Below are 24274 nucleotides of genomic sequence, written 5' to 3' on the forward strand. Positions count from 1 at the left end.
TATTCAGACAAGAAAGGATGGCTGTTTGCTATTTTAATTCAGATTCATTCAGAGGCAGGGTCACTCCAATTCCAGCTTGGCAATGGATGAGCCAATGCCTGGTGTATTGGGATTGTTACTGCCACGCGGCAGATCGAAATTACTGATGTACAGCGTATTCCCTACAAAAGAAAGGCTTGCCGGAAACTCCAGCGGACCGTTATTGCCATTACGTGCAATATCTGTCACCGTGCCATCCAGCGTTACTTTCACAATCGCATTACGCTCGTTAGCAGCAATATACAGATTACCATCCGGTCCAATCGTCAGACCGTCGGCACCGTACAACAGCTCACTTTTGGCAATCAACTGCGGCTGATCTACTGTACCGTCATCTTCAATTGTAAACCGATTCACTTCCCCGGAACTAGTATTGGCAGTGTACACATATCCATCTGTACCGACCGCGATGCCGTTAACAACAATGGCTTGCTCCGGTCGTTCTGCTGTCAAACCGCTGGCATACGTACGCAACTGACCTTCCGGCGTCACTGCATAGATATTACCAGTCGCACCACCAGTTACATACAATGTTCCCTCGCGATCAAATGCCAAACCATTCGCACCCACCACACCGCTGACAAACGTTTCCACTTGGGAACCGTTGAATGGGTCGCCTTTTAGATCATCGGCATTGATTTTATAAATAAGACCTTCCTCGCCGCCGCTGGCAATATACAGATTGCCACTCTCATCCAGCGCCATGCCTGTACCAGTTCGTGGCAATACCGTTAGCACTTCTGCTGCGCCTGTAGTTATATCGATCCGATACAACTCGCGTGTATCCATATCGGCGGTAAAGACATAATCCGCATTGGCAATCACACCTTCAATGCGTGTTCCGGTATTCTGATCTGGCTTCAAATCGGTCAAAATCGATACAGGCAGCAATCCTGCATAAGTGTCAGAAGTTACACTATCATCTGTAGTGTTACTATTCACAGCATTGCCAACTGCATCATCGCCAGACGTATCCGTTGCTGACGGTGCTGCTGCACCAGCGGCTTGCACGTTAACCGATCGACTCGCTGCGTTATATGACACGGTATAACCGAACGCTTCGAATGCTTTGCGTACTGGAATCAACACTTCGCCATCCGCTTGAAATAGAGTAGACGTTGTACTTCCCTCGGTAAAAGCAATACGGTCATCTCCAAGCTGCAAGGTCAGCGATCCCGTCTGTTCCTTCCAATCGGCATCTGCACCCAGCTCTCTGGCAATCGCCGCATACGAAGCATACAAGCTATGATTCACCGTATATCCTTCTACCGTCAGCTCCTGCCCATCAACTTGCAGCTCAATATCCGTTGCTACCGGCGTCGCCGCCCAGCCTGTAGATGGCAATAGCAGTAATCCGCCAGCCAGTGTCGCAGTCATAAATACTTTGTTTCTGATCATAAATGTTCCCCTTTCCGAATTGGATTGGCTTTTGTGCCTATTACCCCTATTCCACAAAAGCGAGAGGTTTCCTTTGAAAAGAAGCAATAAAAGCAGTAATCACCGTATATTTTTTACTTTTTATGTAAATGATGACACGTTGTATTCCGTTTCTACATCCAGAGACCGAGATAACAGGTAGCACATTTCATCCTGTAAGCTGATTCAAACCTCTTCAATGTGTACTACTATGATAACAGGCAACATATTCCTGAATGGAGGGTGAATAGCATGAGGAACATGTTAAACGATACGGAGCAGGCGCATCGCGCAAACCAATCCCCGGAGGGGCAAACGCGTCTTTGCTACATCTGGACACCGGAGGCAACGATAATGAATGAAAATGATCCTACGGAAGATGAATGGTTGGACGGTCTGGACGAACAACAGCGGATTGAGCAGGAACTGGAATATTTGAATTCATGGGATCGAGTGTTGGAATTTTTGTAGATCATATTTGGTAGATTCTATACTACTAGATTGCATCATGAGACAACCGCAAACGATAGCATGACCAAACGCTAATGACTCCTTTTTCTTGTAACGCACAAGAGATGAGTCATTAGCGTTTTTATCTGTCGGAAGCGGGGTAAGTAAGCAGTATAGCTGCTGATACATTGGCGATGTCACACTTGACATATCAGCGTGACGACATCAATAACATCGGTAAACTAGCAGCTGCTGACAATCGCAAAGGGACATTGGCATAGCTTGGTAATGATCCCTTTTTCAAACCAAATCCAACACGAATATGAAGGAGGATGCTCATTATGGGCTTCAATCTCAATAACCTCAAGGATATGCTGACAGGATCAAACAAAGACGGTAATCAATCGGGCGGTTCTTCCGGCGGGATCATGGATATGATCAGCAAACTGCCACTGGATCAAATCATCCAAAAGCTGCCGCTGGACAAGCTCTTAACCCCAGAATTCATGCAAAAACATACACCATTCCAATCTGCTGGCGATATGCTACAAAAATTCGGTCTCGGCTCAACTACCGATTCTGCGGACAAAGTAAAACAAGTGCCGCAAGATCAGATCGATACACAGGTCAGTCAAAATACACAATTTGGCTCGCTGCAACAAATGCTACAAAAAGCAGCCGAATTCTATGCTTCACGCAAAGGTAACTAAGATTATCGGTAAGCCGGTGCTTGGTATAAGATCAAGGCAGTTGTCATTTTGTAACATATTAGAACTGAAATAGTATGTGCGCATTATGACAACTGTAGCAATATAAGTATCAATCGTAATCATTCTATTCAAATAGCGTCTATCGCAGATCTAACCTACGATAGACGCTATTTTATTATTGTTTATATATACATGCTATGTTGTCGTGGTTTGTATATATTTTATAAAACGGCAAAACAGATAACTAATTCAAATAAAAATAATTTAACATAATAATAGTTATGTAAACTATAAACAAAATAATACTTCTATATAGAAAAAGAAAATCCCTGTACACATCCTTTGGGGAATATTGTACAGGGATTTTAAGGAGTTTATCTTATAGAGAGCAAGCTGTTAACCTTCAAGTCAAAGAGCAAACCTGTAACAACAGCCAACCTTACTATCAGATGCATCCTTCACACAAAAGATTACAGTTCGTCACGCAGGAAGGCATTTGCGAGAATCAGTGCGCCCTTTTTGGCTTGTGTATCTTTCAATACATTCAGCATGACGAAGTCATGGATGATACCGCCAAAGCGAGCTTCGGTTACTTTTACGCCAGCTTCGCGCAGTTTGGCAGCATATTCTTCGCCTTCATCACGCAGTACATCGGCTTCACCTGTAATAACGAGCGCTTCTGGCAAGCCTTGCAGTTGCTCGGTTGTCGCACGCAGTGGAGAAGCAGTCAGTTGAGCGCGTTCTTCTGGATCGGTCGTATACTGATCCCAGAACCATTTCATACCTTCACGTGCCAAGAAGTATCCTTCGGCAAATTGATCATACGAATTGGTATCAAAGTTAGCATCCGTTACTGGATAGAACAGCAGTTGTTTGTTGATGGTTGGACCACTGCGTTCTCTTGTCAATAGCGTTACGGCAGCAGTCATGTTGCCACCTACACTGTCGCCGCCGACATACAGGCGAGATGTATCAAAGCCTTGCTCAGTGCCTTGTTCACCAATCCATTGCAGCACGGCATAGATTTCTTCGAGAGCGATCGGGTAGCGATTTTCGGGAGAGCGGCTGTATTCCGGGAATACAACAGCCACTTCGCCGCCAACTGCTAGTTCGCGGATCAGGCGATCATGGGTATGGGAGTTACCAAATACCCAGCCTGCGCCGTGGATATATAACAACACTGGCAGAGATGCAGGTGCGTTTTTGGGACGGAGGATACGAATGGCAACTTCACCTTTCGGACCAATTGGCAAAGTAACATCTTCAATATCTACATCCGGTTTGTCGATATCGCCGGATTGTACTTCATCTACCGTTTCGCGCCCTTTTTCCGGTCCTAATTCATATAGGAAAGGGGGCTTCGAGTTATCGTCAGCAAATTTCTGTGCAGCAGGTTCCAGTACAATACGTTTTTCTTTAGCCATGGTAATGCCTCCTTGAGTGGTTGAGTTTTAAAAGTGATATGTTGTACTATGTGAACAAATATTGCCCATATTCTTCGCTACTTGGATGAAGGAACAATAGGTGTAGCGACAATAAACAAACGACTATAGAAGAAGAATTGGCAATATTCATCGCTTCATTTTACATATTTTGCATTGAACATTGTTCCTAATCTCAAGGTAAACGAATTTGAAGTTCCTGAAACAAACGGTTGCATACAAAATGACCCGAAATCCGATGAATATCGTTTGTTTTCTGCTAAAAACAGCGTATAATTATAAAACACAAATGCCTGCAATCGGATGCAGCAGCGAAAGGAGCGGATCCGCTTGAATCGAAAGATAACATCCTCTATGTCTGCCGCACCGGCTTCTCATCGCCGCAATATATATGAAAATACAGATGAAGAATACAAGGAAACCAACAGCAATCGTCGTACTGACTATGATAAACATGCGGCTGTCTCTTCCCGTTCGGGGCAATACAGAGACGAACCTCATTACAATGACAATAGCGATGACGAGGATGAATCACTATCTCTATACAGCGAGGAACTAGAAGCCTTTCAGGATTGGATGAAGGATGCCGGTTATACGGGATATACTCGTCGCTCCTACAATCACGATGTGCACGAATTTCTCTCTTCCCATTCGGTGTACGGCAAACCGCTGGACGATCTGAAAAAGCGGCATGTGCTCTCCTATCTAAGCGGCGCGCGTTCGCGCGGAGTGAGCGATTCGACACGTAATCGCAAGCATGCGGCGGTCAGCTGTTTTTTCAAAGCGTTAATAGAAATGGAGCTGGCATCTCATAATCCTGCCGCCGGGATTAAAAAGGCAAAAACCGAGCAGAATAAAGAGCCACTCTATCTCGATCAGTCACGACTGACGACCTTTCTACAATCGGTGGACGGCAAGTATCGGACGCGCAATCTCACTGTATTTCTGCTCATGGCATATATGGGGCTGCGTGTCGGTGAGGTGCACCTGCTCAATGTGCAGGATTATAATGATGAGCGCCGCACACTACAAGTCTTTGGCAAAGGGCGCAAATGGCGGACGCTGCCAGTGCCAGAAGCGGTGGCAGATGTGCTGAACACTTGTATTCGTGAACGACTTACTCCATGGCGCGATGGTGAGCAAGCGCTGTTTATTTCGCAAAAGGGCAGTCGGTTATCGATTCGCAATATTCAGCAGATTGCCGCGGATACCTTTGATCGATTCCAAAGCGATATCGAGCCGTCCCGGCGATTGCCGTATTCCAGTCATAAGCTGCGGCATTCCTTTGCTACAATGCTGCTGCGTCAAGGAACCGACTTACGGACGGTGCAGGAACTGCTCGGTCACTCGTCGATCCAGACGACGATTATTTATACACATGTTAGCAGTCGCGAGAAAGAAGCGGCGATTTCGCAATTGCATGTGGAATTGCCGAAGATGGAGGAGGAAGAGGATGCTTGAATGGATGAGCCCGGCATGGGCACAGCTGCGAACGGCATTCGGAACGGCAGAGCAGGTGCCGATTCTGCTGGATCATTTGTCTGTACAGTTTGAGCTAGAAGTGTTTCGCGAATTGGCGGAGCTGCTCATGCATCAGTATACGATCTATGGGGCGACACTCGCTGCCGTCCCGCATCTACTACAATTGGCGAATACACTGGATGCGCATCCAACTGCCCAGGTCGACATTTATATACAATGCGGCATGATTGAAGCGATGTTTGCCGGTTCCGGTGCATGGATGACGGAAGTGATCGGCGATGTTACTCCGATGCAGTGGCAGCGTATTATCGCCGACTATCGGCTAGGGTTGGAGCAGGCGTCAACGTTGCATGACAAGGTGCTGGCGTATGCACAGCAACACATAGAGAGCGAATATGAACTTGATTACATACTGGCGGCGTATTGCGCCTATCATGGGCATGATCGACTGGCGAGATTACTCATTCACTATCCCGGCGGGGATGAATATGTAGGTGTCTGTCCGCAATGTGATGGGGAATGGTTTATCGATGATCTGGATGGAGATGTGATGCGTCTACATGGCACAGATCCTGTGCTTTATCCGGGCAATGCAGGGATTACGATTACGCCGATTGCGCTTGGTCTGACAGATACTTATGGATTTCACGATTTACAGCAGGCGGCGCATAGAATCGAAGCGGATTCGCTACTAGCACGATTATCTTATCTGAATGGCAATGTACTCTGTCCACACTGTCACAATTCAGTCAGTGTAATCGGCGGGCTGTTTAAGGAAGTAGGTTGATATTCGTCTATTTTTCTGTCCCAAAAAATGACTGACGGGTATTGACGCCGCTTTCATTCCATGCTACGTTTTTAGCGAGGCTTGTTACCGGTAATGCGGGCAAAACCACACGGAAATGGACATTCGTCTGTCGCTGTGTTTGGTTTTGCCCTTTTTTAATCCTCATAAACAGGTGGTCTAATGTGATTATCAAACAAATTTTCAATAACAATATCGTCAGTACGACAGATGAAAAAGGGCAGGAGCTGCTGATCCTCGGCCGGGGTATCGGCTTCAACTTCCGTGCCGGAGATGTCATTGACGATGCACGCGTGGAAAAGGTATTTCGTTTGCAGGATGCCAACATTTACGAGAAATTCAAGGCAACAGTGACGGAGCTACCCGTGAACATTTTACAGGTAACTGACGATATCGTGACACTAGCACGCACACAGTTGCGTAGTCAGCTGAGCGATGGCATCTACATTTCGCTATCAGATCATATCCATTTTGCTGTACAACGGCTAGAGCAGGGCATGATCGTACGCAATCCGCTCTCATGGGAAATTCAGCACTTTTATAAGGCGGAGTACGATGCTGCTCGGGAAGCACTGCATTTGCTAAAAGAACGGCTGGGCATTGACTTTCCAAAAGAAGAAATCTGTAATATTGCACTGCACTTTGTGAATGCAGAAATTAATGACTCCATGAATGATGTAACGCATATGATGCAGTTGCTGCAAGAAGTGATGAACATTATCAAATATCACTTTCATACAGAGTTCGATGAGGAGAGCGCCAGCTATTTCCGGTTCATTACGCATCTGAAATATTTCTGTCAGCGAGTCATTACGCAGCAAAGTCATGATGATGCCGAGGAGTATTTGTACGAAGTGGTCAAGAAGAATTATCCCGACACCTTCGTCTGCATTCACAAAATCGAAACCTTTATCCGCAAGCATTATCAATATGACATGACACATTCGGAGCAGCTGTATCTGACCTTGCATCTTGAACGTTTGATGAAACGCACCTAAGAACACTGCATCGCATGAATCTACAGCTTTTGAACAGCTGATTACGTGGTAGATCGTATACCTGTACCTGTATAATGCTGGATTCTCGGTGTAGTAAGAACAACTATATATTGCTTTTCAGGCTTGTTACTGTTTAATCAGGCAATACCTGAATGATGACGACTGACGCTGTAATGGCATCCGTCTATTCATTCAGGTGTTTTTTTCGCCCAAAAATGGAGGGAATCCAATGGATCATCAGACAACCGCTCGTCAGATCGTCGAAGCCGTCGGCGGCGAACGCAATATCAATTCGGTATATCACTGCATTACAAGGCTACGTTTTGATCTCAAAGATAACAATCTCGCCAACCGCGAAGCTATCGGTAACTTGGACAGTGTAATGGGAACGAATATCGCGGGGGATCAGTTCCAGATCATCATCGGTAATCAAGTAGCACAAGTATACGATGCGTTAGTGCAAACGCATCCTGCACTCAAAAACGGCGATTCCCAAACAACGAAACCCCCAACCGAACCAGGCAAAACGCAAAATCCGTTTTCGCGCTTATTTGAATTTATCGCTGGTGTATTCGCTCCGATGTTGCCTGCCATCGCTGGTGCCGGTCTGCTCAAAGGACTCATCGCGCTGCTCGTATGGCTTGGTGTTATGACTGCCGGGACAGATGTATATCGCATTCTGTCCGCTATTGGCGACGGGGTATTCCATTACTTGCCGATGCTCATTGCCTTCAGTGCCGCCCGCAAATTCGGCTGTAATCCATTTGTCGCTGTTGGTGTCAGTATGGCACTCATGTACCCGGATATGACTGCATTACTATCATCCGGTAATCCGATATCCTTTATCGGTCTGCCAGTAACTTCAGTTGTCTATGCGTCATCTGTCATTCCAATTCTGCTAGCAATCTGGATACAGTCTTATGTAGAAAAAGGGATCGACCGTATCATTCCAGCATCACTGAAATTGCTGCTTGTCCCTCTGCTAACGCTGCTGATCGTCGTTCCATTAACACTGATCGTGATCGGTCCACTCGGTACAATTGTCGGTAATGGTCTGTCCGGCGGCATCAACTGGTTACTCGCAGAAGGCGGCGTATTCGCCGGTATCATTCTCGGCGGTGCGATGCCGCTGATCGTTATGACTGGTATGCACTACGCGCTAGTTCCGGTTATTTTGAGCAATCTGGCCACGGTTGGTGCGGACAAATTCCTGCCGCTGACCTACATTTCCAATATGGGACAAGCAGGGGCAACGCTTGGTGTCTTCTTCCGTGCCCGTGATAAAAAGTTAAAATCAATCGCTCTGTCCACTAGCTTTACCGCGCTAATGGGGGTAACGGAACCTGCGATGTACGGTGTGAATATGCGTTTCAAAAAGCCATTCGTAGCCGGTATGATCGGTAGTGCAGTTGGTGGCGGATTCGCGCTTGCATTTGGTACCAATGCGTATGTACTTGCTGGTAATGGCGGTATTCCGGGCTTACCCGCGTTGATCGGTCCAACCTTCTTATATGGCGTTAGCGGCATGGCAATCGCCTTTGTTGTGGCAACGATCGTATCCGTAGTGATGGGGATTAGTGAGAATGTTGGCGATGCTGATCAGATTGCTGCTGCTTCTACGAATGGAGCGAATCCAGCTCCTACAACAACAACGGCAAATGCACAGGCAACTTCGTCTCAGCAGACGCAGACCATTGACACGGCAGCAACGAATACGTCTGCGACTGTCATTAGCGAGCCGCAACCGCCGACAGCTGGTGAAGTCGTTCAAGCGCCTTTACAAGGACGTTCTATTCCACTGAGTGAAGTGAATGACCCGACTTTTGGCGATGAATTGATGGGCAAAGGTATCGCCTTTGTTCCGACAGTCGGTACATTGGTGTCCCCAGTTAGCGGCGTTGTAGTGAATCTATTCAAAACCAAACATGCTATCGTTATCCGTAGTGAGCAGGGTGCCGAGCTGCTGATTCATATTGGCATCAACACCGTCAAACTGCGTGGACAACACTTTGAAGCTCTCGTTGCTACAGGCGATTCTGTACAAGCCGGGCAACCGCTACTGCACTTCGATCTGGAACAAATTGCGGCGGAATATGATATTACGACCGCAATGGTTGTAACCAATACCGCTGAATATACTGCTATCCTGCCATTGAAATTAGGCGATATCCAAACCGGCGATCCGGTCTTGCAATTGGAACTTCCGCGAACTGACAATTGAAACGCTAAACGCTAAACGCTAAACGCTAAACGCTAAACGCTAAACGCTAAACGCTAAACGCTAAACGCTGAACAATAGACTCTGTATGCAGAGGGAAGCATGACCGTTCTGATCATGCTCCATTACTGCATATATCCATCTACATTGCATAGGAGCTGAATCCAATGAAACCGACTGTTTCCACAACACCTACCAGCATTTTCCCGGACAACTTCCTCTGGGGCGGCGCCATTGCCGCGAATCAAGCAGAGGGCGGTTTTGATGCTGATGGCAAAGGGCTGTCCACCGCAGACATGGTACCGTATTATGCCAAAAAAGACTATGCCAATCTGAGCGCCCTTATGCATGTATCTAGCGAAACGATTGAACAGGCAATCCAGCATAAAACCGCAGACGGATATCCCAAACGCTACGGAATCGACTTTTTCCATCGTTATCAAGAAGATATTGCACTGTTCGCCGAATTGGGCTTCCAAACGTTCCGTCTGTCGATTAACTGGAGCCGCATTTTCCCGAATGGTGATGATACCGAGCCGAATGAAGCAGGGCTGCAATTTTACGATAATGTATTTACCGAGCTGCGCAAACACAATATCGAACCGCTAGTTACGTTATCTCATTACGAGATGCCGATTCATCTTGTTCTTCAATACGGGGGCTGGAAAAATCGGCGTGTAATCGACTTTTTCGTTCGATATGCCGTGACGGTGATGGAGCGCTATAAGGACAAAGTAACCTATTGGCTGACCTTCAATGAGATCAATACGACAATTATCGAGCCATTCACCGGCGGCGGTATTGTTGGCGACCGCGAAGACAATGTGATGCAGGCATCGTATCAGGCGCTGCATCATCAGTTTGTTGCCAGTGCACTGGTGACAAAGGCGGCGCGCAACATCAATCCTAATGTGCAGATTGGCTGTATGCTGGCGCGTATGATCCACTATCCGGCAACAAGTAGCCCGGAAGATGTACTGCAAGCGCAGATTGACAATCAGCTCAATCTGCTGCACACCGATGTACAGGTACGAGGCAAATACCCAGCGATTACGAAACGCTATTTTGCGGATCATGGAATCACAATTGAACAGCAGCCGGAAGATGCCGACATTTTGCAAATGAATACCGTGGATTTTATCTCATTTAGCTACTACACATCGCTGATTTCTACTGTAAATCCAGAGCAATATGGCGTAACTGGCGGCAATCTATACAGTACCGTGAAGAATCCGAATCTCAAAGTCACTGAATGGGGCTGGCAGCTTGATCCGATCGGATTACGTATCGTGCTCAAAGAATTGTATGACCGTTACGAAGTGCCGCTGTTTGTTGTCGAGAATGGATTGGGCGCACGGGATGTACGAGAAGAGGATGGACGCATTGTAGATGATTACCGGATTGATTATTTCCGCCAGCATATTACACAGCTTGCCGAAGCGATTCGCGATGGCGTGGACATTATAGGGTATACTAGCTGGGGAGCAATTGATATCATTAGCGCATCCACATCCGAGATGTCCAAACGTTACGGCTTCATCTATGTCGATCAGGATGACGAAGGCAATGGTACATTAAACCGATACAAAAAGAAAAGCTTCGATTGGTATCAAAAAGTGATCGCCTCGAATGGAGCCGACCTGAGCGATCTGGATAACTGGCAACGATAATCATACCGAATCATACAAAAAGCACTCTGCCTATGACAGAGTGCTTTTGTATTGTTTTTATATTGATTACTCTTATGTACGATATGGTTTACAGTTCCTATTGGAATATACAAACTACAGTATACAAAATCATCCCTTATTCACATTTAAATTGGAAAATAATTCTTGAAAACGCTTAAAAACATGACAAGTGTCATGGTCGTATACTGACACTTATGACTTCTACCAGTGTATATGCTTCTTTACAATGGAGATATACCCGGAGCAAATAGCAGCGAATCACTACATCCTTGTATCCGGTACTAAAATCAGGCGCATCCTGCCTGAGAGGGAGTACATTCATGTCTTTGACCAAACAACTCAAAAAAGAAGTCGCACCGTTCGAAAAAGTCGATTCCCGTAAAAGTATACAGCAACTGATTACAACGCTTGTGCCTCTGATTCTGTTATGGGCGGCTGCATACTGGAGTCTGTCCATTTCATACTGGTTGACCATACCGATTACGATGGTAGCGGCAGGACTCGTGATCCGTACATTCATTATTTTCCATGATTGCTGTCATGGTTCATTCTTCAAAAATAAAAAGCTCAATCACTGGATCGGTACCATTACCGGCGTGATTACGCTCACCCCATATATGCAGTGGAAACAAAGTCACTCGATTCACCACGCAACTAGTAGCAATCTGGACAAACGCGGTGTAGGCGATATCTGGACAATGACTGTAGTGGAATACAAAGAAGCCAAATGGTACACTCGTCTCGCTTACCGTCTGTATCGCAACCCGATTGTCCTGTTCGGCATCGGTCCGGTAGCTGTATTCCTGATTCAACAGCGCTTTAACCGCCGCGGTGCAAAGTGGGCGGAGCGTCGCAACACATATCTGATCAATGTACTGATCGTGTTACTGTATGCAGCACTATGCTGGCTCGTAGGCTGGCAGGCATTTCTGATGATTCAGCTGCCAATCTTCTACATCGCTAGCATGATGGGTATCTGGTTGTTCTATGTACAGCACACGTTCGAAGATTCGTATTTTGAAAAAGACGATGAATGGTCGTATGTACAAGCAGCAGTGGAAGGCAGTTCGTATTACAAATTGCCACTCATTTTGCAATGGTTCACTGGCAATATCGGTTTCCACCATGTGCATCACCTGAGTCCGCGTGTACCGAACTATTATTTGGAAGAAGCGCATAACGCAACACCACCTCTGCAAAAGGCAACGACGATCACGCTCAAAACGAGTCTGCAATCCTTGCGTTTCCGTCTGTGGGACGAAGAAGGAAAACGTTTTGTTAGCTTCCGTCAGTTCAAACGGAATGCCAAGCAAGCACTGCAAAACGCCAAAGCCGCAGCAAATGACAAAAAAACGTTTAATGCAGTCGGCATCGATCTGAAGTAGAATAGACGTATAGGAAAAAAGTCTGCGGCATCCGCCGGGCGCTGCAATCAGGTGCAATCTCCGGATGCCCGGCAAAGGTGAATACATGAACAATTGGAAAGATCTGTTTCGCAAAACGACTGGCGGCGTCAATCTGTACATCTGGCTGCTGTTTTGTCTGCTTCCGCTTTACTCTATTTTTAATAAGTTTACGATTGGTTATGTCATCGTTGGTGTGTTGATGATCATCGTATTTTTCACCTCAAATTTGCTGTCCCTGATTGTAAAGGGGCGGCAAATTTATGTTTGGTTTGGGGTGCAAATCGTGTTGTCAGTCGTGATGGGACTGATGTTTGGTTTTATTTATTTCTCGCTGTTTCTCGCTTTCTTCATTGGTACTGTACATCATCGCGTCGGCTTCTGGATTTTGTACGTAGTGAATCTACTCAGTACGCTCGGTTTGACGTATAGCAGCATTATTTCCGATCTGGATCAGTTTCTGTCTCAGCTGCCACTGCTCGTCATCAACCTGATTGCTGTGATTCTGGTGCCGATTCATGCGCATAACAAATCGCGCGAAGATCATCTGCAAGGACAGTTGAACGATGCCAATCGCAAAATCTCCGAGCTGGTTAAGCTGGAAGAACGTCAGCGTATCGCCCGTGATCTGCATGATACACTGGGACAGAAGCTGTCCCTTATCGGTCTGAAAAGTGAACTGGCATACAAGTTAATCGAGAGCAATCCGCAAAAGGCAGAGCAAGAGATGCTGGATGTACGCCAGACTGCTCGCACGGCACTGAATGAAGTGCGAGAGCTGGTGACTCGTATGCGAGGCATGCGATTGGATGAGGAACTATTCCGTGTACAGCAGATTCTGGATGTGGCAGATATTAAGCTGCATTTATCTCAGAATAACGATGCCGAGGATATTTCGCTTATTAGTGAAAATGTACTGGCGATGTGTCTCAAGGAAGCAATCAACAATGTGGTGCGCCATAGCGAAGCGACCGAATGTGATATTGTACTGGAATCCAGTACAACCGAATTTGTATTGACCGTGCAGGATAATGGCTCCGGCATCGATCTGAAGCGCCAGAAATATGCAGGCAACGGCTTAAAAGGAATCAAGGAACGACTGGAATTTGTAAACGGCAGTCTGTCGGTATCGTCGGATCAAGGAACTATGTTGCGAATGGTTGTACCGAATGCCGTGCAGCGCCAGTTGTAAGTCCAAATCAGCATTTGCGAGAGGGGGACGATAAGCATGATCAATATTGTCATTGCTGAAGATCAGCGCATGCTGCTCGGTGCGCTGGCTTCGCTGCTCGATCTGGAAAAGGATATGAACGTAATCGGCAAGGCAACGAACGGGGAGGAAGCGGTACAGCTCGTTCATGCGCTCAAGCCGGACATTTGCATTATGGATATCGAGATGCCGGCCAAAAGCGGTCTGGATGCCGCTGAGGAGCTGCGTGACAGCAGTGAATGCAAGATCATCATCTTGACGACATTCGCCCGTACTGGCTATTTTGAACGTGCTCGTCAGGCAGGGATTCATGGGTATCTACTCAAGGATAGCCCGATTGAAGAACTATCGCATACGATTCGTATGGTCATGGCGGGACGTAGAATCTATGCTTCCGAGCTGATCGACGAAGGGTATCGTGAGAAAAGTCCATTGACTGAACGTGAACAGGCTGTACTGGAACTTATCGCGGATGGCAAAAACACTCGTGAAATCTCCAACGAGCTATTCATCACGACTGGCACAGTGCGCAATTACGTTTCAATCATCATGGACAAACTGAATGTCAGCAACCGAATTGAAGCAATCAAGCATTTTAAGGAAAAAGGTTGGTTCAAGTCCTAAGTAGTTGAGGGGTACCCACATATTACGCTTTGACATGAATAAGCCATACTGTCATATGAGTAAAATAGTACACAATTTAACCTATATCGTACAAAATACGACATACAAAAGAGCAGTGTCTTCATAACAGAAGCACTGCTCTTTTGCATTATTTGTACTATGTTTTGATCCTATCGATATATCGGGATTGCATGACAAACGTCTGTGACTTACTTCTTATCGACAAATCCGCCAGTCAAACGAAGTAGCGCTTCTGGAATCTGCAACCCTTGCTCTCCAGTCAGCTTTTGCATCAGTTGGTATTCATCATCAAGTTCGTCTGCATGTTTGATCGACTCGATCTCATGACGCAGCTTTTCCATTTTCAAATCCAGCGCGGTTGCGGAGTCGGCAGCATCTTTGAGCTCGTTGGTCAGCTGTTCCGGTACAGAACCTTCGTATTTGTAAAAGATTTTGTGCTCCAGACTTGCCCAGAAGTCCATCGCAATCGTACGAATCTGCACTTCCACGTACACCGATTCTTGACGGTCGGACATGAATACGGGAACCTGAATGATCATATGCAGACTACGATAACCGTTTGGCTTCGGATCGCGGATATAGTCCTTGATCTCAATCACCTGAATATCCGACTGATTCTTCAGCATATCGCACACCCAGTAAATGTCTTCGGTAAACGAGCACGTAATCCGCAGACCTGCGATATCGCGTACACGCTCACGAATATCCTCCAGACTTTGCACGCCGCCTTTACGCTGAATTTTCTTCAAAATGCTATCCGGCGATTTCACGCGTGACTTGGTATGCTCAATCGGATTGTATTCGTGTAATGACAGAAACTCGTCGTTCAAAATCTCGATTTTTGTTTCCAGCTCTTTGAGCGCAAATTCATACATCATCATGAAGCGAATGACGTTCTGGCGAATATGTTTTAATTGTTCGATTTGGTTATCCATTTCATTCTCCTGTTTGCTCATCTAGTTTCGGCATATAATTGATTCATAAGAAAAATACTTATATATGTAGTGTACCTAAATAATTGGCTGTTGAAAAGTTTTGCTTTGGGATTGGTGTCTTGATTGGGTAGTAGAGAGGGCATAAAGCAACAGATTGGCTCGTCTTAACAAACTGCTACATATTTGCAGTTCAGAAGCAGGTATGTTATTTTGATAGCGGATACATAAGTCATCTTTATGGTACTTAGATGTGCAAACAAAGTGCAAGTCAGCACAAGATCATGAAGTATGAGATAAGGAGGAGCAAGTAATGAGTATAATCAAGCATATGGTGACATTCTCGCTTCACAGTGGCAGGAATAACGAGCAAGCAGAAGCATTTCTGCGTATGAGCAAGCAGGAGCTAGCAGACATTCCGGGTGTACAGCAATTTGAAGTCTATCGTCAGGTTAGCGGCAAAAACGATCATGATTACATGTTCTCTATGGCATTCGCCGATCAGGCAGCATATAAGGCGTACAATCAGCATCCGGTACATGTGAATTATGTAAAAGAGCGCTGGGACAAGGAAGTCCAGTCGTTTCAGGAGACCGATGTCGTGCTGTATGAATAACAGCCGCAATTGTTAGTACACAATCGATAATGCTATAGAAACAATCGTTGAGCAAGGTAGTATCCAGATGATCCAATCTGACGGATGCTGCCTTGTTTTGGTTTGTCATCTATCGATATATGTATGATCAAAGCTTCATTGAGCATTATTTTATCATCCATAGCTTCTTTCATTGTGATATCGTATAAACACACGATACGATCCGCGAGGAGAGAGAATCATTTATGATTAGAAAAAGTAGCATTATGGTTGTAGTCCTGCTCAGTATAGCTGCTCTTTGCACGGCTGCCGTCTGGGCAGCGAATAACAAAACTCCGATCAAGTCATCGACTTCAGCAACTTCATTCACTCGTCAAACTTCACCGATTGTGCTTGGCTATTACACCGACGCTTCACCAGAAGCATTTACCAAATACCATAACTATATGAATCAAGTATCCACGGATACGCTCAATACAGATGCAGAGGGCAATCTAGTCGGTACAACGCCCAAGCAAGCCGTACAGCAAGCACGCAATTGGAAGATGGGCACATTTGCGTTAGTTTCAAATTATGGTGAAACGGATTGGGACCCTGACGCCGCACATCAAGCAATCACCGATCCTACTGCGCGCAAAAAGCTGATTGCCCGTCTATTGCAAACAGTCAAACAAAACCATTATACCGGCGTTAATCTGGACTTTGAATCGTTGGTGCCAGAAGATCGTGATGCACTAAGCGCCTTTGTACGCGATACAGCCAAAGTAATGAAGAACAATGGATTCCAGATCATGGTATCCGTACCTGCCAAGCAGCAGGACGATCCTGAAGATGGTTGGTCTGGTGCTTATGATTATGCAGCGATAGGCAAGGTAGTCGATTGGCTTCAGGTTATGACATACGATGAGCATGGAACTTGGAGCGAACCGGGTTCTTCCGCAAGCTTGGGCTGGACAGAAGCATCACTTGCTTTTGCCGTCAAACAGGTGCCCGCCCGTAAAATATTGATTGGACTGCCTGCTTACGGCAATGATTGGAATGTGAAGCAAACAGCAGCCGGAGATAATAGCGACAATACGATGCTGCCATGGAATAAGACGAAGTCGTTACTGACCAAGTATCAGACAACTGACAAACGTGATCAGACATCCGGCTCCATGGTTGCACAATATACAGATAGTAATGGCGATCCGCACGAGGTGTGGTACGAAGATACAATCAGTATCAAGCAGAAAACCAAGCTGGTTCAAGCATATAAACTAGCTGGCGTGTCCATGTATGCGATTGGTATGGAGGATGAATCCTTCTGGAAAGCTGTGCAAGCAGGCTTGCACAAGTAACGTAATTACTCAACAGACATATTGGAATCGACTAACAAACTACGCATATCCTGAACATTTTGCATCGGTGGTTTGCCGTATAATCTTGCATACTCACGGCTGAATTGCGATGGACTTTCATACCCAACCATAAACGCAGCGTCCGCCGCCTGTACCGCTTCGGTCAACATCAGACGCTGCGCTTCCTGCAAACGAATCGTCTTCTGATACTGCAACGGGCTCATCGTTGTAATCCGTTTAAAATGCTTATGAAACGCCGAGCTACTCAGATTCACATCCCGGGCAAGTTGTTCCATCTCTAGCGGCTTATTATAATCCTGTTTAATCGACTGAATCGTTGTCGCAATTCGAGAAGAATAACTATCTGTAACCGCAAATGGATATAGAACATGCCCTTGCTCACTTTGCAACACCCGGTATACCAATTCCCGAATGATAAGTGGAGACAGAACAGCGATATCGTCAGGATGATCCAGTAATTGTAGGAGCCGCACTACCGTATTCAGTATGGAAGATGACATCGCATTCACTGTAATTCCTTGACCTGTTTCGGCTTGAACAGGGAGTGTATGGTCCATCATACGCACAACATCCAGGATCACATCGGTATCAAAGCTAAGTTTTAGTCCTAGATAAGGCACCTTAGATGATGCTTCGCTAATCCGCCCCATAATCGGCAGATCGACCGAAGTGATAAGAAAGGCGTGAGGATCGTAGCGGTACGTTTGATTAGCGAGCATAGCTGTTTTAGCGCCTTGAGCGACGATACAGATCGAAGGCTTGTAGACTGTAATGAGCGGCTCTGATACTTCTTCGGCGCGTACGATAGATAAGAGAGGGATGTTCGTCTGGTGCGTGCCTGTTGTAGGTGTATTGCGTATAATCATCTGCTGAAGCTCGTGTAACGCATGTTGCAGACGTTGCTGTTCATCGAATGGTTTCATAATCAGATGCTCCTGTCGAGAATGACTTATTGTATTATAAAAACAGCGAACAAAAATAGGCAAGCGACATACAGGATTAATCTATCGCCCCTTTTCCAAAACACTCTATACTGTTTACAGACGATCACCACAGAGTGGATCGAATCTTTCGATATAGAGGAGAGTATACATTATGGGAACAACCAGAACAGCAATTGTAACCGGAGCGTCACGCGGCATTGGACGGCAAATTGCGATCCAATTGGCTCAGTCAAGTGTAAACGTTATCGTTAACTACGCATCCAGCAAGGAGAAAGCTGACGAAGTCGTTCATTTGATCCAAACTGCTGGTGGTGAAGCTACTGCTATTCATGCAGATATTAGCAAAGTCAGTGAAGTAGAGCGATTGTTCGCTGAAACAATCAAGCAGTACGGAGCCGTTGATATACTGATCAATAATGCCGGGACGATGAATATGGCAACACTGGATCAGGTTACAGAGGAGGCGTTTGACCAGCATATTGCTCTCAATGTCAAAGGTACGTATTTTGCCTGTCAGCAAGCAATGGAGCATATGCAGGAGGGGGGCACTATTATCAATTTCTCGACCTCTGTATCGGGTGCTATGTTGCCGGGATATAGTTTGTACGGCGCTACCAAAGGGGCTGTGGAGCAATTGACACGCCAACTGGCAAAGGAGTTTGGACCGAAAGGCATTACAATCAACAGCATTGCACCAGGGCAAGTAGCAACCGATTTGTTCTTAAATGGCAAATCGGAGGAACTCGTTAATTCGTATCGCCGTATGAACGCATTTGGGCGATTAGGCGAACCAGAAGATATTGCCAATGCCGTAGAACTGTTGATCAGCGATAAAGCACGTTGGATCACAGGACAAACGATCCGCGTGAACGGTGGATTTAACTAATTACATTGAATGAAATGGGCAATTTGAATGTTTTTCTTTGCTTTTTGTGAAAAATGCAGTATGATAATCTCAATTAAATGAAGTCACGAGGAAGCACCTCGCTTATAGATATTCCTATATCTATGGCGAGGTGCTTTTTTGTCTTCTCGGAGGCGATTGATTTGACAACAACTAAAAAAGTAGATTCATCACCATATCAACCAAGTAAGTTTACGAATAGCAGTCGGTATGTATTCCGACCCAAACTGATTCAAACATCCCTTTGTATGCTCATTCTCGCATCTGCATTTGGTCCTGTTCCTATAGCTTCAGCAGCAACTGTAGCAGCTGATATTACATTGCTGAAGCCGAATACAAACTCGGTATACTTGGAGTTTTCTGTACCACTGGCTGATTCTGATGTTCTATTTAAAACTGGGTTTGAAAGCGGAGATCCGCAGCTGAATCTTACTTGGCATGGTACAGGTAATCAGTCATATGTGAATACAGGGACGTCGCGTGGAACGGTTCTTCAATTGGCAGATACGATGAATACAAAAAAAGGGAACTATTATGACGATGTAAGTGGAGCTGCATCCGGGATTGACAGTATGGCGCAATATAGTATCAAGTCGATTAAAGCGGCAAGTAAGCTGACCATGCAATATGATCTAAAAATAACAGGTGATAACGCGAACATATTACCTTTCTTCGGTAGTCTGTGGAAGATGAAAGGTGACGCTCTCGTCGATAATTCTGGTAATATAGTGAAATTTGTACAGCCTACAACGTTCTCATCATCATCTGCTCCTACCAAATTTTATGTAACCACAGATCATGGGGCTGTGAATATACAGGATGGTACGTTTCTCACTCTTATTTCATCCAAAGATTCGAATTATGGCTGGGGTTATATGTATTATCGATTCAATAAATCAGATAATAGTATGAATCTTCTAACCAACTACATGACCCAACCTACAGCAGTTATTATAGGTGGCTCAGGAATCTCTACATCACGCGCTGGAGAGACATTTGCTGCTGGAGATACCGTTCTGACACTTTCAAACTTTGGCGATGTCTGGGCAGGCTATAAAACATTCAATGCAACTACAGATTGGATTACATATAACAATAGCTTTGATTTACCAACAACGGGTTATGATCCAGATCGATACGGTGCTCAATTTTACACACGCTGGTCAACAAATGGTCAGCTCCAGATGGATAATATCAAAATCGGCTATGCTGAAAAAGCGATCATCTACCGTAACGGCGATCAAATCTATTCTGGTTACGATTCTAACTATACCGATACAGGTGCCACCGATCATCGTGGCCCTGATCCGGTTCCAGACGAGTCGTTAACATATAATTATTCCAAACAAACCAAGCAAGTAATCGCTTCCTGGGCACCAGCCATAGATCGTGGTACATACTACAATTATCAAATTCAAGGGCAACTACGCGATGGTACAGTCGGAGAAGTTCAACCTGCACAAACTGCGCTCGTGACTTCAGGTGTCAAAGGCTACATTGTAACGACAGACAAATCCTTTACAACGCAAATCACCTCAGGCGCTATCTCGACAACAACTACATCGTATGCATTTACGCCAACTGAAGGCGATGCTTACATCCATATCGCTCCCGTCGATTATGAAGGGAATATTGGTGAAACCAAAACAATGATGCTTTTGGATGGCGATCCACCATTATTAACGTTAACACCGTCAACACTTGCTCCTACGCAATCAGATGTGCTAATTTCAGTCGATGCATCAGATAATACTACTTGGATTACTAATACAACACTTCCGAATGGTGCAACTGTGATGTCAGGCAATACGTCATTTGTAGTAAATGCAAATGGAACGTACACCGTAACAACACAAGACTTTTTCGGTAACACGACTAGCAAATCCATTACTGTATCGAATATTGATCGAGATCGCCCGGTTATTGCTTTTACTCCCAATGGTTCAGAATGGCAACCGAACACGCTGGATGTTGATGTTCTCACAGAGGATCGCACGCTGAACACCGTAAAGTACGTAGTGAATGAGGAGAGCACACGCCCAGACGAGAATGCAGATTGGAACCAAGGGAGCGAAACGTTTTCGGTTAGCTTACCAGCAGCAAAAGAGGGCATGTGGTATATACATGTGGTAGCTACAGACGCTGCTGGTAATGAATCTTATAGTCGTTCAAAATCATTCAAAATCAAAGCTCTGCCAGCACAGTTGTCTAATGATGAAGTTCATCTACATTCGTACTCCGCAGAAAGTATTACAGGTGTCTTACCGGTTCATTCCGATCAGTCGTATGAAATTGTAAATACCACAACAGGAGCAAAGATGATCATTCCAGCAGGAGGTTCTACATTTGCAGATACGAATTTATCTGCTGGAACAATCTACGACTATGTGATTACACCTATTAACCCTTCAGGTAAAGGTCCAAGTACAACATTCCGTTATCTTACACTTCCAGCTGCTGCGACGTTCGATGGAGCCTACCCACATTCCGAAACATCGGTTGAGGTCAAATTGGAGTCTGTACAGTCGGCAACTGAGTATCTCTATACACTCACCGATGCAAATGGGGAAATAGTATCCAATGGAACGATGGATGTAAGCCATATCTTTAGCGGATTGCTTCCTAACAACAGATATACAGTAAGCACACAGGCTATAAACTCATCCGGGCAAAGTTTGGAGAGCCGCTACACATTTTTAACATTACCGTCATTATCTCATCTTCATGTAGTAACTGTCGGAGTGGATCATGCCAAGTTATCATGGGATACGGTGAGCGGTGACGTTTACTACGATGTGAAGCGCAACGATCAGCATCTCGTGACAGTGACGGGTGAAACGTACTCTACCGTTTCAGATGTTACATATAACCAATATGAACTAGCTTATACTGGCTCGAATGTATCATTTGGCGATTACCATCTAGCTTCGGGTACAGCTTACAATTATGCGATAGCTGTAACGAATGAGACCGGGCAAAGCAATTTTAAAAATGTATCGTTATGGACGTTACCAGCTGCTCCCGACCTCTATAAAAGAAATACGACAACAGAAGCCGCTACATATGCTTGGAATAGTGTGCGCGGTGCTAAAGGGTATGATGTATACCTAGATGGCGCCAAAGTAGCGGAGACCGATCGTACCACTTATGAATTTACGCATCTCCAACCGGGGAGTGTACATTCTGTAGCGATTGTACCGTTTAACGATTTTGGTACAGGAGAGGGTGCTCATACATCATTTATTACGTTATCTGCACCTGCTACTGATTTGCAGCTGGAGAATATCACTTATACGTCGGCTACTGTTTCTTTTGCGCCAGTAGAAGGGGCTGCTTCTTATGTTGCAACAGTGAATGGCTTGGCATTCACAAGCACAACGCCAGAGATTGATCTTATTGGACTGACTGCTGGGGAAAGCTATACCATTCATGTTCAGGCGATGAACGAAAGCGGCGCATCCGCGCAAAGTATAATTTCATTTCAAACATTGCCACTTGCACCACAAAATAGCCAAATAACATCCAACACGAATGATGATTTCAATCTATCGTTTACCCGTTCCTTTGGCGCACAATCGTATCGTATATATGATGGATATGGTCAATACGTTGCTACGACAAAGGATCTGGAAGTCACACTTCCAAGTCCTGGTGCGGGTATGTCGGCTTTATTTGGTATTGCTGCTGTAGGTAAGAATGGAGAAAGTTCAGATCGTCGTTGGATCACATACCAAGGAGCGGCAGTTCCATCTGAAGAGCAGGTAATGCATGTCCAAAATGTAGAGCATGATTCAGCAACCATTACGTGGAGACCTTTTAAAGGGGCAGTATCTTACAATCTCTATCATGCGGATCAATTAATCGGGAATGTGGAAGACAATCTTGTTACGGTTGATCAGCTGCTGAGTAGTACGGAATATAATGACTATGTAATCCGCGCTGTGAATGCAACCGGTATATTGAGCAACGTATATCATGTAGCCTTTGAGACTAAGCCATATTCGAATTTCGATCTGAATGTAGGAGATATTACAACATCAACTGCGACCATTAGCGTTACAGATGGAAGGGATTCCGATATATATGTGTTTGCAAACGAAAAGGGTGAAATCCAACGCTCTCAATCGAAGACGCTAACCATCCAAAATTTATCTGCTGCGCATAGCTATACAATTAAGATTTGGTCTGAGAACGCATCTGGTGTTAGATCGTCTATTCATTCTATCCATTTTAAGACGAAAGAAAAAAATGTAGGGAATGTATCTACTGCGATATCACATCCTTTAGTAGGGCAGATTCATGAGCAGGACGAAGAAAGTCCAAAACAGGATACGACGGAGAAGCGTTCGCTTCCAACTGTTCCTGCTGAAGATTCCAGTACTACGCTTATTCGATTTACAGATGTAATATCCAGATACTCTGAGAATGCGATTAACTTTCTGGCGGATCGCGGGATTATTAACGGCGATGACACCGGCAAATTTCATCCTCAAGCTGGAATTACACGCGCGGAGTTTTTAAGTATGTTACTGCGTTCCAGAGACGAACAGCATGAAGTGCATGCAGCAACATTGCCAAGCTCCCATATGTTTCATGATATTGATGGAAAATGGTATACAGCAAATGTACAAAAAGCAGCAGAGATGAAATACATCAGCGGTTATCCAGACGGCACATTCAAACCAGATAAAATTATTACAAGAGCGGAAGCAGCCAAAATCCTGCAAAACTTTATGAATCAAGAGCAATCCCAATCGTATGAATTCAAAGATAAAGGAAATATTCCATCATGGGCCAAATCAGCAATTGATCAATTAGGCGGCGAGTTATTCATCGGTTATGAGAACGGTCAATTCAAGCCTCAGCGCAAAATCACGAAAGAAGAAACTGCCGTGGTGATTTATCGATTGTTAAATAAATAAAAGAATGCGCTGCATATTCCATGCAGCGCATTTTTAATAATATAAGTGTTTGTTTAGTAACATAAGATAGATAAGCTAATTAGAGTAAACATAGAGTATATACATAA

General features: G+C 45.2%; 18 protein-coding genes. 14 read left to right on the forward strand and 4 right to left on the reverse strand.

Going from position 1 to position 24274, the window contains the following annotated elements; translation table 11 throughout:
• Positions 1-60: 60 nt before the first annotated feature.
• Positions 61-1437, reverse strand: a complete 1377-nt coding sequence (locus ACDE64_RS11530; protein WP_411350117.1) for an SMP-30/gluconolactonase/LRE family protein — start codon at positions 1435-1437, stop codon at positions 61-63.
• A 270-nt stretch (positions 1438-1707) separates the two neighbouring features.
• Here ACDE64_RS11530 and ACDE64_RS11535 point away from each other — a divergent pair, with 270 nt between their 5' ends.
• Together ACDE64_RS11535 and ACDE64_RS11540 are read left to right on the forward strand one after the other, a co-directional pair.
• Positions 1708-1926 carry a hypothetical protein gene (locus ACDE64_RS11535; protein WP_411350118.1) on the forward strand — a complete coding sequence of 73 codons (219 nt, stop codon included), beginning with the start codon at positions 1708-1710 and terminating at the stop codon, positions 1924-1926.
• A 320-nt stretch (positions 1927-2246) separates the two neighbouring features.
• On the forward strand, positions 2247-2615 hold the full coding sequence (locus ACDE64_RS11540) for a hypothetical protein (RefSeq protein ID WP_411350119.1): 369 nt from the start codon (positions 2247-2249) through the stop codon (positions 2613-2615).
• 470 nt (positions 2616-3085) lie between these two features.
• On the opposite strand, the gene ACDE64_RS11545 is transcribed toward ACDE64_RS11540, so the two are convergent.
• Positions 3086-4039, reverse strand: coding sequence for an alpha/beta hydrolase (locus tag ACDE64_RS11545; protein ID WP_411350120.1), 954 nt, complete (start codon positions 4037-4039; stop codon positions 3086-3088).
• A 348-nt stretch (positions 4040-4387) separates the two neighbouring features.
• Here ACDE64_RS11545 and ACDE64_RS11550 point away from each other — a divergent pair, with 348 nt between their 5' ends.
• The 8 genes from ACDE64_RS11550 to ACDE64_RS11585 all read left to right on the forward strand — a co-directional run bounded on the left by ACDE64_RS11550 (position 4388) and on the right by ACDE64_RS11585 (position 14488).
• Positions 4388-5518, forward strand: a complete 1131-nt coding sequence (locus ACDE64_RS11550; protein WP_411350121.1) for a tyrosine-type recombinase/integrase — start codon at positions 4388-4390, stop codon at positions 5516-5518.
• Positions 5511-6326, forward strand: a complete 816-nt coding sequence (locus ACDE64_RS11555) for a hypothetical protein (RefSeq protein WP_411350122.1) — start codon at positions 5511-5513, stop codon at positions 6324-6326. The genes ACDE64_RS11550 and ACDE64_RS11555 overlap by 8 nt, the downstream gene beginning before the upstream one ends.
• A 182-nt stretch (positions 6327-6508) precedes the next feature.
• A complete protein-coding gene (gene licT, locus ACDE64_RS11560; RefSeq protein ID WP_411350123.1) occupies positions 6509-7342 on the forward strand; it encodes a BglG family transcription antiterminator LicT in 834 nt (277 codons plus the stop codon).
• Positions 7343-7571: 229 nt separating this feature from the next.
• Positions 7572-9563: a beta-glucoside-specific PTS transporter subunit IIABC gene (locus tag ACDE64_RS11565; RefSeq protein WP_411350124.1), complete on the forward strand. Its 1992-nt coding sequence runs from the start codon at positions 7572-7574 to the stop codon at positions 9561-9563.
• Positions 9564-9727: 164 nt separating this feature from the next.
• Positions 9728-11230: a 6-phospho-beta-glucosidase gene (gene ascB / locus ACDE64_RS11570; RefSeq protein WP_411350125.1), complete on the forward strand. Its 1503-nt coding sequence runs from the start codon at positions 9728-9730 to the stop codon at positions 11228-11230.
• A gap of 341 nt (positions 11231-11571) precedes the next feature.
• Entirely contained in the window at positions 11572-12636 is a 1065-nt protein-coding gene (locus ACDE64_RS11575) for a fatty acid desaturase (protein WP_411350126.1), read from the forward strand.
• An 85-nt stretch (positions 12637-12721) separates the two neighbouring features.
• Positions 12722-13846 (forward strand): sensor histidine kinase, encoded by a 1125-nt coding sequence (locus ACDE64_RS11580; protein ID WP_411350127.1) that lies wholly within the window; start codon positions 12722-12724, stop codon positions 13844-13846.
• Positions 13847-13882: 36 nt separating this feature from the next.
• The gene (locus ACDE64_RS11585) at positions 13883-14488 is read left to right on the forward strand and encodes a response regulator (protein ID WP_411346611.1); all 606 of its coding nucleotides are present in this window, start codon (positions 13883-13885) and stop codon (positions 14486-14488) included.
• Between the two features lie 209 nt (positions 14489-14697).
• Here the strand turns inward: ACDE64_RS11585 and ACDE64_RS11590 are convergent, their stop codons facing one another.
• Entirely contained in the window at positions 14698-15444 is a 747-nt protein-coding gene (locus ACDE64_RS11590) for a GTP pyrophosphokinase family protein (RefSeq protein ID WP_411350128.1), read from the reverse strand.
• Between the two features lie 310 nt (positions 15445-15754).
• Here ACDE64_RS11590 and ACDE64_RS11595 point away from each other — a divergent pair, with 310 nt between their 5' ends.
• Together ACDE64_RS11595 and ACDE64_RS11600 are read left to right on the forward strand one after the other, a co-directional pair.
• On the forward strand, positions 15755-16057 hold the full coding sequence (locus ACDE64_RS11595; protein WP_411350129.1) for a Dabb family protein: 303 nt from the start codon (positions 15755-15757) through the stop codon (positions 16055-16057).
• Positions 16058-16281: 224 nt separating this feature from the next.
• The gene (locus tag ACDE64_RS11600) at positions 16282-17376 is read left to right on the forward strand and encodes a glycosyl hydrolase family 18 protein (protein ID WP_411350130.1); all 1095 of its coding nucleotides are present in this window, start codon (positions 16282-16284) and stop codon (positions 17374-17376) included.
• A gap of 5 nt (positions 17377-17381) precedes the next feature.
• On the opposite strand, the gene ACDE64_RS11605 is transcribed toward ACDE64_RS11600, so the two are convergent.
• A complete protein-coding gene (locus tag ACDE64_RS11605; protein ID WP_411350131.1) occupies positions 17382-18320 on the reverse strand; it encodes an AraC family transcriptional regulator N-terminal domain-containing protein in 939 nt (312 codons plus the stop codon).
• 172 nt (positions 18321-18492) lie between these two features.
• On the opposite strand from ACDE64_RS11605, the gene ACDE64_RS11610 reads away from it, so the two are divergent.
• Together ACDE64_RS11610 and ACDE64_RS11615 are read left to right on the forward strand one after the other, a co-directional pair.
• On the forward strand, positions 18493-19227 hold the full coding sequence (locus ACDE64_RS11610; RefSeq protein ID WP_411350132.1) for a glucose 1-dehydrogenase: 735 nt from the start codon (positions 18493-18495) through the stop codon (positions 19225-19227).
• A 161-nt stretch (positions 19228-19388) separates the two neighbouring features.
• On the forward strand, positions 19389-24167 hold the full coding sequence (locus ACDE64_RS11615) for an S-layer homology domain-containing protein (RefSeq protein ID WP_411350133.1): 4779 nt from the start codon (positions 19389-19391) through the stop codon (positions 24165-24167).
• Positions 24168-24274: the final 107 nt, after the last annotated feature.

It is taken from the genome of Paenibacillus sp. WLX2291 (assembly GCF_046603665.1).
Classification (GTDB): domain Bacteria; phylum Bacillota; class Bacilli; order Paenibacillales; family Paenibacillaceae; genus Saccharibacillus.

Excerpts from the sequence above, each read along its gene's own strand:
- ACDE64_RS11530 (WP_411350117.1), bottom strand. The coding sequence starts at position 1,437 with ATGATCAGAAACAAAGTATTTATGACTGCGACACTGGCTGGCGGATTA.
- ACDE64_RS11575 (WP_411350126.1), top strand. The coding sequence starts at position 11,572 with ATGTCTTTGACCAAACAACTCAAAAAAGAAGTCGCACCGTTCGAAAAA.
- ACDE64_RS11540 (WP_411350119.1), top strand. The coding sequence starts at position 2,247 with ATGGGCTTCAATCTCAATAACCTCAAGGATATGCTGACAGGATCAAAC.
- ACDE64_RS11545 (WP_411350120.1), bottom strand. The coding sequence starts at position 4,039 with ATGGCTAAAGAAAAACGTATTGTACTGGAACCTGCTGCACAGAAATTT.
- ACDE64_RS11580 (WP_411350127.1), top strand. The coding sequence starts at position 12,722 with ATGAACAATTGGAAAGATCTGTTTCGCAAAACGACTGGCGGCGTCAAT.
- ACDE64_RS11565 (WP_411350124.1), top strand. The coding sequence starts at position 7,572 with ATGGATCATCAGACAACCGCTCGTCAGATCGTCGAAGCCGTCGGCGGC.
- ascB (WP_411350125.1), top strand. The coding sequence starts at position 9,728 with ATGAAACCGACTGTTTCCACAACACCTACCAGCATTTTCCCGGACAAC.
- ACDE64_RS11605 (WP_411350131.1), bottom strand. The coding sequence starts at position 18,320 with ATGAAACCATTCGATGAACAGCAACGTCTGCAACATGCGTTACACGAG.
- ACDE64_RS11600 (WP_411350130.1), top strand. The coding sequence starts at position 16,282 with ATGATTAGAAAAAGTAGCATTATGGTTGTAGTCCTGCTCAGTATAGCT.
- ACDE64_RS11555 (WP_411350122.1), top strand. The coding sequence starts at position 5,511 with ATGCTTGAATGGATGAGCCCGGCATGGGCACAGCTGCGAACGGCATTC.
- ACDE64_RS11595 (WP_411350129.1), top strand. The coding sequence starts at position 15,755 with ATGAGTATAATCAAGCATATGGTGACATTCTCGCTTCACAGTGGCAGG.
- ACDE64_RS11610 (WP_411350132.1), top strand. The coding sequence starts at position 18,493 with ATGGGAACAACCAGAACAGCAATTGTAACCGGAGCGTCACGCGGCATT.
- ACDE64_RS11585 (WP_411346611.1), top strand. The coding sequence starts at position 13,883 with ATGATCAATATTGTCATTGCTGAAGATCAGCGCATGCTGCTCGGTGCG.
- ACDE64_RS11535 (WP_411350118.1), top strand. The coding sequence starts at position 1,708 with ATGAGGAACATGTTAAACGATACGGAGCAGGCGCATCGCGCAAACCAA.
- ACDE64_RS11590 (WP_411350128.1), bottom strand. The coding sequence starts at position 15,444 with ATGGATAACCAAATCGAACAATTAAAACATATTCGCCAGAACGTCATT.